11 protein-coding genes and 1 pseudogene are annotated in these 11,433 nt (G+C 37.5%); 6 read left to right on the forward strand and 6 right to left on the reverse strand.

Going from position 1 to position 11,433, the window contains the following annotated elements; genetic code table 11:
- Positions 1-9 precede the first annotated feature (9 nt).
- The 3 genes from DB41_RS08655 to DB41_RS08665 form a co-directional block, all read right to left on the reverse strand.
- A complete protein-coding gene (locus DB41_RS08655) occupies positions 10-606 on the reverse strand; it encodes a leucine-rich repeat domain-containing protein (protein ID WP_052244053.1) in 597 nt (198 codons plus the stop codon).
- Positions 607-623: 17 nt separating this feature from the next.
- Positions 624-1,142 carry a hypothetical protein gene (locus tag DB41_RS08660; protein ID WP_039386379.1) on the reverse strand — a complete coding sequence of 173 codons (519 nt, stop codon included), beginning with the start codon at positions 1,140-1,142 and terminating at the stop codon, positions 624-626.
- 539 nt (positions 1,143-1,681) lie between these two features.
- Positions 1,682-2,884 carry a leucine-rich repeat domain-containing protein gene (locus DB41_RS08665; protein WP_052244054.1) on the reverse strand — a complete coding sequence of 401 codons (1,203 nt, stop codon included), beginning with the start codon at positions 2,882-2,884 and terminating at the stop codon, positions 1,682-1,684.
- Between DB41_RS08665 and DB41_RS08670 the strand changes: the two genes are divergently transcribed.
- The 4 genes and pseudogenes from DB41_RS08670 to DB41_RS08675 all read left to right on the forward strand — a co-directional run bounded on the left by DB41_RS08670 (position 2,879) and on the right by DB41_RS08675 (position 4,393).
- Positions 2,879-3,091, forward strand: coding sequence for a hypothetical protein (locus tag DB41_RS08670; protein WP_039386381.1), 213 nt, complete (start codon positions 2,879-2,881; stop codon positions 3,089-3,091). The genes DB41_RS08665 and DB41_RS08670 overlap by 6 nt on opposite strands.
- 226 nt (positions 3,092-3,317) lie before the next feature.
- Positions 3,318-3,631: pseudogene (locus DB41_RS13060) on the forward strand (transposase).
- Positions 3,624-3,725, forward strand: a complete 102-nt coding sequence (locus DB41_RS13065) for a transposase (RefSeq protein ID WP_162180944.1) — start codon at positions 3,624-3,626, stop codon at positions 3,723-3,725. The pseudogene DB41_RS13060 and the gene DB41_RS13065 overlap by 8 nt, the downstream one beginning before the upstream one ends.
- Before the next feature lie 398 nt (positions 3,726-4,123).
- Positions 4,124-4,393 (forward strand): hypothetical protein, encoded by a 270-nt coding sequence (locus tag DB41_RS08675; RefSeq protein WP_039386383.1) that lies wholly within the window; start codon positions 4,124-4,126, stop codon positions 4,391-4,393.
- A gap of 5 nt (positions 4,394-4,398) precedes the next feature.
- Here DB41_RS08675 and DB41_RS08680 read toward each other — a convergent pair whose 3' ends face one another.
- The 3 genes from DB41_RS08680 to DB41_RS08695 all read right to left on the reverse strand — a co-directional run bounded on the left by DB41_RS08680 (position 4,399) and on the right by DB41_RS08695 (position 8,591).
- Positions 4,399-4,605 carry a hypothetical protein gene (locus DB41_RS08680; RefSeq protein ID WP_039386384.1) on the reverse strand — a complete coding sequence of 69 codons (207 nt, stop codon included), beginning with the start codon at positions 4,603-4,605 and terminating at the stop codon, positions 4,399-4,401.
- Between the two features lie 12 nt (positions 4,606-4,617).
- Entirely contained in the window at positions 4,618-6,774 is a 2,157-nt protein-coding gene (locus DB41_RS08685) for a hypothetical protein (protein ID WP_039386385.1), read from the reverse strand.
- 1,133 nt (positions 6,775-7,907) lie between these two features.
- The gene (locus DB41_RS08695) at positions 7,908-8,591 is read right to left on the reverse strand and encodes an HAD family phosphatase (RefSeq protein WP_052244055.1); all 684 of its coding nucleotides are present in this window, start codon (positions 8,589-8,591) and stop codon (positions 7,908-7,910) included.
- 35 nt (positions 8,592-8,626) lie between these two features.
- Between DB41_RS08695 and DB41_RS08700 the strand changes: the two genes are divergently transcribed.
- Together DB41_RS08700 and DB41_RS08705 are read left to right on the forward strand one after the other, a co-directional pair.
- Positions 8,627-9,460: a D-Ala-D-Ala carboxypeptidase family metallohydrolase gene (locus DB41_RS08700; protein ID WP_039386389.1), complete on the forward strand. Its 834-nt coding sequence runs from the start codon at positions 8,627-8,629 to the stop codon at positions 9,458-9,460.
- Between the two features lie 106 nt (positions 9,461-9,566).
- Positions 9,567-11,192, forward strand: coding sequence for an IS1634 family transposase (locus DB41_RS08705; RefSeq protein ID WP_039386391.1), 1,626 nt, complete (start codon positions 9,567-9,569; stop codon positions 11,190-11,192).
- Positions 11,193-11,433 lie beyond the last annotated feature (241 nt).

The following is an 11,433-nucleotide window of genomic DNA, read 5'->3' on the forward strand; positions in this document are numbered from 1 at the left end:
ATGGCCATCCTACAAGCGAAAACGCTGCCTTATTTTTTCTACAATATCTTTCAAAGGATTTTCCGCTAATTCAAGCTTTGTAAGCTGAGACATCTGCCCGATTTCTGCAGGAAGGCTGGTGAGCTGGTTTTGGTTTAAGTAAAGCTTTTTCAGCTGAGACAGTTGCCCGATTTCCCCAGGCAAGCTGGTGAGCTGGTTTTGGTTTAAGTCAAGCTCTTTCAGCTGAGACATCTGCCCGATTTCTGCAGGAAGGCTGGTGAGCTGGTTTTGGTTTAAGTCAAGCTCTTTCAGCTGAGACATCTGCCCGATTTCTGCAGGAAGGCTGGTGAGCTGGTTTTGGATTAACTTAAGCCTTTGCAGCTGAAACAGTTGCCCGATTTCTCCAGGCAGACTGGTGAGCTGGTTTTGATTTAAGTCAAGCACTTGAAGCTGTGACAGCTGCCCAATTTCTATAGGCAGAGCGGTGAGCTGGTTTCGGTTTAAGTAAAGCACTCGCAGCTGAGACAATTGCCCGATTTCTCCAGGAAGGCTGGAGAGCTGGTTTTGATTTAAGTAAAGGTTTAGCAGCTGAGACAGCTGCTTAATTTCTGAGGGTAAATAAGTCAAGCCTACTCCAGATAAATCTAAAGCCGTAATGTTTTTACAATTTTCTTCAATCCAATCTCTAAGAAGCTCTCCTTTTTTTCTAGAGGTAAGTGCTTAATTTCTTCTCGGCTCAAGTATTCTTCCCCACCAGGAAGTCTTTTCCAAAGTAAAAGGCGATTAATATTTAGAAGATAGGAAGAGTAGTTAGCCAGAGTAAGATACCTCTTTTCTTCTATTTGCGCTTTAAATTCTAAAGTTGAAAAAGATTTGGCTAAAGTAAAGATTTGCCTAAAGATTGCATTTACCTTTGCTGTTTCAGAAAGCTTTTCTTCTAGCTTATAAATCTTATCTACAATAAGAGCCTGTTCCTTAACATTTCCTTGAGGAGCATGCACTTTACCTATTTGTTTATAAAGAGAAGGCATGACTTCAGTAGCTAACAGGTGACTCCATCTTTTACAGACGCTAAATAAGGGAGGAGCTACGCAAGCCTCTAAGATAGGGAGCAGCAATTCATTGGGCAAGCTTTCAATAGATGCCGAAGAGATAGGATGCATTTTATTTCCTTGGGTAGTGACGACTTTTCAGCATTTTTATTTTTTAAAGGCAATATAAAAAAATTAAAAAAGCAAGTCAAACCAATTCGTATCCTTATCAATGGAAAAGCAACCCACAGATGATCTACCACGCTTTTATTTCAGATAGATCCAAGGAAAGGGTGGAGACCTTCTAAGCATTTAGGAGCAGACACAGGTTCTGGCGATTAAGTGACGCGGCAATTTTGATTTGGCTAAAAGAATGAGATTGATTCTTTGTCTTATTTGAGAAAAACAGCTCTTTACTGGCGCAATGTTTTAATTTTTCTACTGAATGATGGAATACAATACGCCCAGCTTCTTCCTGTCAAGAAAAGTTGTTCTCCCAGCCTAGCAATCTGCAGAAAAAGAGAGAAACTTCTTGTCATTATAAAGGTGTAGGTTAGCTTAAGTTACTTAGTTGCGGGAAGAAAAGCGGATGACTTGTTTAAAGATAAGATGGCTAAAAGTTTTTTATTTCATTTTAGCCCACCACAATTTAAGAAGTACTTACAACCATTCTACAATTGAAAACGCTGCCTTATTTTTTCTGCAATATCTTTCAAAGGATTTTCCGCTAATCCAAGCTTGGTAAGCTGAGACAGCTGCCCGATTTCTGCAGGAAGACTGGTGAGCTGGTTTTGATTTAAGTAAAGCCATTGCAGCTCAGACAACTGCCCGATTTCTACAGGAAGGCTGGTGAGCTGGTTTTGAATTAAATCAAGCCATTGCAGCTGAGGCAGCTGTCCGATTTCTGCAGGCAGAGCGGTGAGCTGGTTTTGGCTTAAGTTAAGCGTTTGCAGCTGAGATAACTGTCCAATTTCTGTAGGAAGGCTGGTGAGCTGGTTTTGATTTAAGTCAAGCCCTTGCAGCTCAGACAACTGCCCGATTCCTACAGGCAGAGCGGTGAGCTGGTTTTGGCTTAAGCAAAGCTCTCGCAGCTGAGTCAATTGGCCGAGTTCTGTAGGAAGGCTGGAGAGCTGGTTTTGATTTAAGTAAAGATGTCGCAGATTAGACAGCTGCCCGATTTCTACAGGCAGACTGGTGAGTTGGTTTTCTCTTAAGTCAAGCATTTGCAGCTGAGACAATTGGCCGATCTCTGCAGGCAGAGCGGTGAGCTGGCTTTCATTTAATTCAAGCGTTTTCAGCTGAGACAATTGGCCTATTTCTGAGGATAAATAAATCAAGCCTGATCTAGATAAATCCAAAGATGTGATGTTTTTACAATTTTCTTCAATCCACTCTCTAAGAAGCTCTCCTTTTTTTTCTAGAGGTAAGTGCTTAATTTCTTCTCGGCTCAAGTATTCTTCCCCACCACGAAGGTTCTTCCACAGTAAAAGGCGATTAATATTTACAAGATAGGAAGAGTAATTAGCCAGAGTAAGGTATCTTTTTTCTTCTATTTGCACTTTAAATTCTAAAGTTGAAAGAGACTTGGCTAAAGTAAAGATTTGCCTAAAGATTGCATTTACCTTTGCTGTTTCAGAAAGCTTTTCTTCTAGCTTATAAATCCTATCTACAATAAGAGCCTGCTCCTTAACATTTCCTTGAGGAACATGCACTTTACCTATTTGCTTATAAAGAGGGAGCATGACTTCAGAAGCTAGCAGATGATGCCATCTTTTACAGACGCTAAATAAGGAAGGAACTACGCAAGCCTCTAAGATAGGGAGCAGCAATTCATTGGGCAAGCTTTCAATAGATGCCGATGAGATAGGATGCATTTTATTTCCTTGGGTAGTAATAACTTTTCAGCATGTTTATTTTTTAAAAACAATATAAAAAAATTAAAAAAGCAAGTCAAAACAATTCGTATCCTTATCAATGAAAAACAACTCACAGATAATCTACCTCGCTTTTTTCAGATAGATTCAAGGAAAGGGCGGATACCTTCTAAGCATTTAGGAGCAGCCACAGGTTCTGGCGATTAAGTGACACGGCAATTTTGATTTGATTAAAAGAATGAGATTGATTCTTTGCCTTATTTGAGAAAAACAGCTCTTTTTGGCGCAATGTTTTAATTCTTCTACCGCATGATGGAATGCAATACGCCTAGCTTCTTCCTGCCAAGAAAGGTTGTTCTCCCAGCCTAGCAATCTGCCGAAAAAGAGAGAAACTTCTTGTCATTTATCACTTCTACTCTATTGACAGTATGCCATACTTGTCGCATCCAATCCCTGCCAAGTTTTTAAAAAGATAGCAAAAAGAGGAAAAACCTCTACAGGGTGCTTTTATGGATTCAAACTACATTTAATTATTAATGATAAAGGGGAAATTCTTGTTTATATGTTAACGCCAGAAAATGTGGAGACCCCTGTTTGTGGTCTGTCTAGAAACATTTTTGGCAAAATGTTTGCGACAAGGGATGCATCTCTTCCCTATTGTTTATCAAGCTTTACAGCAAGGACTTAGAAATTATTACTGGGCTTAGAAAGAATATGAATAACAAGCTAATGTCCATTGGTGGATAAGATTTTATTAAGAAAGAGGGGAGTAGTTGAAAGCGTTAACAATAAATTGAAAAACTCTTGCCAAATCGAACATCATCGACATCGTAGCCCTTGAAATTTTTTTATCAATCTAATAGTGACTTATGCTTACGAACCATGTAAGCCCTGCATTCAATTGACTTGCATAGAGAAACAAAAGTTAATGAGTTGGCTTACAGCCTAGGTATAATTTGAAGCTGCTTTAGGATGTTTTCTTATCCGATAACGCGCGTTTATCAAGCTATTTATCATGAAAATTTTAAGTTGCAGGCTGAGCTACTACTCATAAAATTTGACATAAAGTAGCTTTTACTTTTAAGATTTATAGAAGATCAACTAGCTTTTTCCACGTGCTGCAAATGGTTTAAATTTTTATTAACCTATTAACTTAGTCTGTTAGCTGTCCTTTAGCTTATCTAAAGAAAGACAGAGCAACAAAGTTAAATTAAGCTAAATATTACAAAAGAAAGATTTATGACTATTCATTCTACTTCTACCGCAATGCCTCTTTACCGGCACCCTACAGGAAGGCTTTTTCGGTCCCATCCGCAAGGAGGTTACGAGGAGCAAACTCCCGACGGATGGATTCCCGTTACTAACAGTCATTTAATTCGCTCTATCCAAGAAGATTCTTTTAGTATTTCCCCTACACCTCCTGCCTTAGCTTGTCGTAGCTTGACAATTTATTCTCAACCCACCACAATCCCCTCGCATCTCTTTCTTAATCTCTTAAAAAAGAAGTAATTTTTTTAATGATTGAGAAGAGTCTTATATTTTTCATGGATAGTTAGAGCTTCTGCCTCTGGCACACTATAGCCATCTTGTTCAATTAGATGGAAAATATCTTGATTGAATGACTTGTCTTCCCATTGATCCGTATCCAGTCGACGAATTTCTACTGTTCCTTCTGTAGTACGTGCAATAAATGCTGGGGTAACATAATAACGCCAATCCATAGCTAATCTCCTTTATCCTATTTTTATTTGATCTATTCCTGCTCCAAATAAATTTAATTGTACCTGCTCACACATTTTAATTACGCTCCTTGGATTAGATAAGCCAGTACTTTCTAAAATTTTCTCACGTGAAGCATTATCTTCTAACTTGCGCATGACCTGATCTAAGAAGCGATGGGACATCTCTTTAATGGATTCATTTGTGCCATCATGAACTTGAAGAAAATGGAACTGAACTTCTCCCATAATTCTTTTTCCAGTATACGGTGTTTTTAAGTAAACCTTTGCATGAATACCCACATAGCCACTGGAATAATCTTCTTTAAACTTATTAGAAAAGACTATTTCATATCCTCTTTTTCGAGATTCTTTGGCAAATATATGAATAGCTTGGCGCATCTCATCTATATTGTTGGCAATAAAGGTAGTACGTATGGTGTCATTCAACTTCTTTAGCGCTCCTAAAAAATCTGCCCCATTGCCTACCCATAGGCTAGCTTTCCTAGTCATACTTTCTTGGTTTTTGATAAGAAATTGGTTTGCGTCTCCATGAAAAGAGTGAACACCACTTTCCTGGCAAGTAGCTGCTACCATTGCTAAAAACTCGCTTTTTACTTCCAAAGCGCTATTGTGCAATTCTGTAATCGTGGAAGCATCATTTATCCAGGATAGATGGGCTGAAGAACTTCTTTCAGTCTGATAGCCTTTTTCTAGATTTATCTTGCGGGCAATTATTTCTTTTCGCTCCTTCCAAGCTTCCCTTACCAGAGAAGCTTTATTCGGGATCACCCCTTGTACGCCTTCCAATAAAATTAAAGAATGGCTCCCTGCATATTTATCCGCATGATGGGCAGCCATACGTAAGTTTTGAGCAACCTTATCAGTTAGCTGTTCTTCCTCTAGAAGTTTTAAGATCTTCCTATTCAGCTGAAGGACCCCCACATCCTTTCTGATGGCTTGGTCTTGTAGCACATCGCAAACTAGGAAGGGTAAGACCAGCTTACCATCTACATTTCTTACCATTCTAGTTTTCAATAACTCTTGTTTTTTATCAGCAGTTATTTCATTTAATTCTCGGATCCTTTGCTGAAGAGAAGATGAGGAAATAGCTAGCAATGTTGTGTAAATTTCAGGATAAATTTTCTCCATGACCGCTAAATTACTTATTATAGTTGAGTGAGCTTCTATGAGAAAATCTTTATACTTCTGTTCTACTGGTTCTCCTTGTTCTAACCTTTGTAAAAATTTAACATAAGCTCCTGGCGCTCCTTGTACATATCCTAAAGCCTTTAATTTTTCTTCTGTTGAAAGCTTCATTAGCTCTAAAATAGCTTCTTGGTCTTCTTCAGATATAAAATCTGTCTGAACCATGGCACCTGGCGCCTTAATTATTCCTTTTTCATTAAGACTTTCAAGAAAAGAGGGAGAACCTAATCCTTGCTCATGCAAGACTAAAACCACTTTTTTTCCTTCTTTCTGTAATTCTTGTGCTAAATTTGCTATTAGCTCGGCTATTTCTAAGGCTTCTCCTTCTAAGGAAGCAGTGTTAACGAGGTCAAATTCATCTAAAAGAATAGTATCAGAAGAAGATTCTAATAGGCCTTTTTTGATACTTTCATAATTATCCTGCAACCATTTTAATTCATGGCCTTTTAGCTCATAATAACCCTCGCACCATAGATGTTCTTGCTCTTGGCCAGTGCTTTCATGCAATTCGAAATAGGAAGTAAGAAACCTCTTTTTTAGATCAAATGTTGTAGGATCTTTAACCGCTAAGCGAATTTGCTCAGATTTACCGGTTCCCGGCGCACCATGTACAATACAAGCCCCATGAACTTTTAAAGCTTTTTTTATGGCAATGACAACAGGTAACCTCTCTTTTACGCTCTGCGTCGGTTGGTGGGAGCTTTTTGTAGACTGGTGAAAATGAGCAGCCCATTGCACCTTAGAATCGCAACTAGACCTCTCCTTACCAATCTCTTGGATGGTATGACGACGAGCTGCTGTGGGGAGTGAGAGACCCGTAGAGTAAGATCGAGAATAAAGAATACTTGTGCGCAACATGATACGGTGAACTTCTAAAGTACTTTTAGTTATAGCCTTACAAGTATGGGACAGAGCATTATGCTGCCCTACGCCACTTAATAATGTTTTTCGTAAAGGTATCATTACTTTCTCCTTTCTTCTAACTTAACGATCATTAATAAGAATTCTTTTACATTTTAACTATTTTTTAATTATATATTATTAACAATATATAATTAAAAACAATTGTTTTAAACACAAAATAAACTTTATAAAATAAGTTGCATTTTATTATTTATTAATAATTTATATTTAAAAAATAATTAGATAAAAAATAAAAGAAAAATAGAAAAAGTCTAAAAATGACTTTGAATGAAAACTTAAAGAAAATACACCTGAGAAAATAAATAAATAGTTAAATATTTAAAATAACTATTTGCATAAAAAAATAATTGTTAAAATAAGGTTAACTTTCACGATATAAAAAAATAGGTGTTTTTACATACTAACTTATTATTTTTAAAAGCTTATTATTGAGCTTTGCTTGCATAAAGAGCTGCTCAAAAGTATGTAATTACAATCGCCTAGTGGTCCTAAAAAAGATGACAATGCTAATTAGGAGATTGTAGAAAAAAACTAAAGCTTGGATAAATATCTTTTGATGTTTATCAAGGTTCATGAATATTAACTTTTCCTTTTATTTGCTATAGCATCTGCTTGAAGAGCAAGGTTATATTAAAGAAAAATATAGCTTTTAAAACTTTATTTAAATCATTAACCTATCCTGATAATAGTGAAGAATTTAAATGTGTGAGGTGTTCTTTTTTTAAGAAGGAGAAGACATATGCCAGAAAGTTTTGAAGGCCTTACAGATACTCAATGGAGAATTTTACAACCGCTTTTGCCACAAAGCTCTTCGAAAAATTTAAAGGGAAAGCCTCATAATCCCTGGAGAAAAATCTGTGACAGCTTATTTTGAATTTTGATTACAGGGTCACGTTGGTGGGATCTTCCCAGAGGACCGAATGGGAATCAAGATCTGCTACTCATCGGTGGCTAGGTAAATGGCAAGAAGATGAAACTTTAGATAGCTTGCTAGCGCCATTAAAGGAATGCGCGGATATGGGACTAGAATGATTAATTGGGAAAAACTAATAGTTTTATTAAAAACAAAGTGATTACTAGCTGGCCGCTCGATAGAAGCAAAGAATTTATTAAATATTTTTAAGAGAAAAGGTAGATACCAGTAAAAAATGCGAGCATGCAAAAGTATTAAGCTAGAGCCCTAGACTTTCTAGCTTTTGCGAATTATTTAAGACGTTAAAGTCGACGACACGAATCACATTTGAAGGGAGGTTATCATAAGCAGCTTTTGAAACGAGCACCGGCTGAGCAGAAGTTTGCAAGAGAGCTTTAATACCTCTTGGAGTATCTTCAAAGCCAATAATATTATCTTGGTAATCGGCAAGTTGTTTGATAGCAGTAAGGTAGCTTTCTGGATGAGGTTTAGGGTGAGTGTAAAATTCGCGGGTAAACCAATAAGGGATGGTATTGAGGATAGGAAGCTGACAGCGAACAGTATCCACAAGCGCCTGCGGAGAATGAGTAACCACACAACGCTTGATATTAGCTTTGTTTAAAGCCTCTAGCAGTTCCTGCACTCCCGGCATAAGTTGAATATCCTGGTGTAAAAGTTCAATCACTTTTTCTCTTTTACATGCATACAGAACATCCCAGTTAGGCTCTACTTCATAAAGGGCGGGCAGCTCGCGATAAATTTCTTCCTTTAAGCCCTCCGCATGATAATGAGCTGCTTGGCAATAGCGTGCAAAGCTCCAGTCAAGATTAAAACCATATTTCTTACACATGTACTGATAGGCTTTAAAATGAATTTCTTCGGTATTAACTAATAAACCATCGAAATCGAAAAGAAACAGTTGATAATCATCTATCCAATGCATAAGCTAATGATTCCAATTTTAGTTAATTTATTCATATGAAATACTTTTCTGTTGTTTTAACTTTCCTTCTAGCCTTTTTTCTTAGCGGCTGTTTTTTCTCTGAAGAAGCAGAAAGTGAACGAGCACGCCTACAAAATGCAATAGGAGAATATATCTATCGCCGCCACAACGAATATCTTTTTAAACCCGAGCCTGCTACTCAATCAGCTCCAATTCTATATTCCTGGGAGAACAACTCTTTTCATTCTATTACCAAAGAATATTTTCGTTGTAAAGGCAGTAGCCTTAATCCTCCGCATGTCGTTCAACGCAAGCAAGAGACCTTACGTTTTTTCGACTGTGGAGGAGCGGAACGTCATAGTTTGCCTTTGCATAATGATAAGGAATTTGTCTACCCTATTCTAATTAATTTGCTTAATTACCTCCAGCATAAATCAGGTAAAAAGATTGTCATTACCTCGGGCCATCGCTGTCCTCAGCATAATATCTATGTAGATGATTCTATAGAAAACCAGTCATCTAAACATATGATTGGGGCAGAGGTCTCTTTTTATGTTCAGGGGTGGGAAGATAAACCAGCAGAAATTATTAAGCTTATTCATCACTATTATTCGGAAACACCTAAATATAAAGGATTAAAAGATTTTCAAGAGTTTAGCCGTTATGAAAAGCAAGATACGAATGTCTCTACGCTACCCTGGATGAATAAAGAAGTGTTTGTAAAGCTTTTCAAAAAAAAGGAGGGGCGTAATTTTGATAATCGCCATCCTTACCCTTATATTAGCATCCAAGTACGTTACGATATGGAGACCCAAACAAAAGTATTTTATTCCTGGGAAAAAGCCCATCGAAACTTTTTACGCCAATAAAACATAGTATATCTTACATTCCTCAGCAAAAAAAATAATTAGGAATTTTGAAGACTAATCGAGTAAGATGTTTTCTTTAAGGGATTAAACTAAACGACTAAAAGTTATGCAGATAGATACACAAAACGTCGATCATTTAGGATTGGTAGCTGGAATGTGTGAGGAGATAGGGTTAGTTGACCTTATTGATCAAGCAGTAGGTAACCAGGCGAAGAATAAGCATTTAACCTATGGGCAAGCTGTTAAATGCATGATTTTAAATGGATTAGGATTTGTAAGCCGGACGCTTTACATGTATTCTGAGTACTTTGAAGACAAACCCATCGATCATTTGCTAGGTACGCCAGTTATCCCTGAGCAAATTGATGATAATGTTTTAGGCAGAGCGCTGGATAAGTTATTTGAATTGGGAGTGACCGAGCTTTTTACTAAGATAGCTCTGCATACGATCAAAGTGCTTGGTATCCAAGTAAAAAGTTTACATTTGGATGCAACAAGTTTTCATGTAGATGGAAACTATGAGAGCCTATTAGAACAAGGAGAAGCATGCATTCGCCTAGTGCAAGGCTACAGTAGAGACCACAGGCCTGATTTAAATCAAGCCGTCTTGCAGCTTATCACTTCCAATGAAGGCAATATCCCTTTATACATGCAAGCCGCCGATGGCAATAGCAGCGATAAAACCGCCTTTACGCAAATTGTTGGCGAACACCTTAAAAGCTTTCGGCAAGCCGTAGAGAATCGCTATATAGTAGGAGACAGTGCTCTTTATACGCCAGCCACCTTACAGGTTTTCAAAGAAGAACAAAGCTTATTTGTCACGCGTGTGCCCATGCAAATCAAAGAGGCTAAAGAGCTCATATTCCAAGTAACTTACGACAAGACGGTAGAAATAGCAGAAGGCTATCGAGCTTTTGAGAGTACCTCCTGCTATGCCGGTGTTGAACAAAGATGGGTAGTTATTTTTAGTCAAGCAGCCTATCAAAGAGAATGCCGCACTTTAGCCAAGCATTATCTTAAGGGCAGTGAAAAAGAATCTAAAGCTTTCTTTAAGTTTATAAAGCAAGAGTTTTCATGCCCAAACGATGCTAAGCGTCAATTAGATAAGTTTGCAAAAAAGCTTAAATATATACAAATTATAGAACCTCAAGTTATAGCCATTCAAAAGCATACTACATCTGGTCGACCAAAAGCTGGGCAAGCACCTTCTATACTTAGCTATCGCCTAGAAGGTACAGTAGCCTGCTCTTTGCTTAACAAAGCAGAGTTAGAGAGAAGTAAAGGGTTTTTCATCTTAGCGACTAATGACATGGACGTAACTTCTTTTCCTGCTCAAGAGTTATTGAAAACATATAAAGCACAGCAAAGTGTAGAAAGAGGATTTAGGTTTTTGAAAAGCCCTGACTTCCTAGTCTCTTCTTTCTTTCTAAAAAAGCCAGAAAGAATTGAAGCTCTTTTAATGGTAATGACTCTATGCCTTTTAGTCTATTCTGCGCTTGAATATAAAATTCGAGAAAAATTGCGAGAAAATGGTGAGAACTTCTTAAATCAGCTTAAGAAACCTACACAAAAGCCAACTACACGCTGGGTGTTTTTCTGTTTCCTAGGCCTACATATGGTCTTTATTGACCATAAAAAATTGCAAATTACCAATCTGAAAGAACGCCATAGAATTATTCTTAGATGTTTAGGGCCTCCTTACCAAAAATTCTATTATTCTGAAATGTGGTGAGAAATCACGGGTATATAAAAAAGTTTATATAGTTTCTCAAAAGAACATTAAATAAATAGACGAAGAGGCTATAAAAGATTTGAGGTAGGTTGGATAGGAAAAGAATCTAAAAAGAGGCATGGCGAAGACAAAACCTCTTGAGCTACTGCTTTATAATACGCTCTTTGAGCCACTTCTTACGTCATCATTTACATCATCCTAACCTCTCTTTAAGGAGAGAGAGCTTTCGGAAAGGCAATTC

Origin of the sequence: Neochlamydia sp. TUME1 (assembly GCF_000813645.1) — a bacterium.
Lineage (GTDB): Bacteria > Chlamydiota > Chlamydiia > Chlamydiales > Parachlamydiaceae > Neochlamydia.

What these genes read in the sequence shown, in the direction of transcription:
- DB41_RS08700 (WP_039386389.1), top strand. Translation starts at nt 8,627, where the DNA reads ATGAAATACTTTTCTGTTGTTTTAACTTTCCTTCTAGCCTTTTTTCTT.
- DB41_RS08660 (WP_039386379.1), bottom strand. Translation starts at nt 1,142, where the DNA reads ATGCATCCTATCTCTTCGGCATCTATTGAAAGCTTGCCCAATGAATTG.
- DB41_RS08685 (WP_039386385.1), bottom strand. Translation starts at nt 6,774, where the DNA reads ATGATACCTTTACGAAAAACATTATTAAGTGGCGTAGGGCAGCATAAT.
- DB41_RS08675 (WP_039386383.1), top strand. Translation starts at nt 4,124, where the DNA reads ATGACTATTCATTCTACTTCTACCGCAATGCCTCTTTACCGGCACCCT.
- DB41_RS08695 (WP_052244055.1), bottom strand. Translation starts at nt 8,591, where the DNA reads ATGCATTGGATAGATGATTATCAACTGTTTCTTTTCGATTTCGATGGT.
- DB41_RS08665 (WP_052244054.1), bottom strand. Translation starts at nt 2,884, where the DNA reads ATGCATCCTATCTCATCGGCATCTATTGAAAGCTTGCCCAATGAATTG.
- DB41_RS08680 (WP_039386384.1), bottom strand. Translation starts at nt 4,605, where the DNA reads ATGGATTGGCGTTATTATGTTACCCCAGCATTTATTGCACGTACTACA.
- DB41_RS08670 (WP_039386381.1), top strand. Translation starts at nt 2,879, where the DNA reads ATGCATTTTATTTCCTTGGGTAGTAATAACTTTTCAGCATGTTTATTT.
- DB41_RS08705 (WP_039386391.1), top strand. Translation starts at nt 9,567, where the DNA reads ATGCAGATAGATACACAAAACGTCGATCATTTAGGATTGGTAGCTGGA.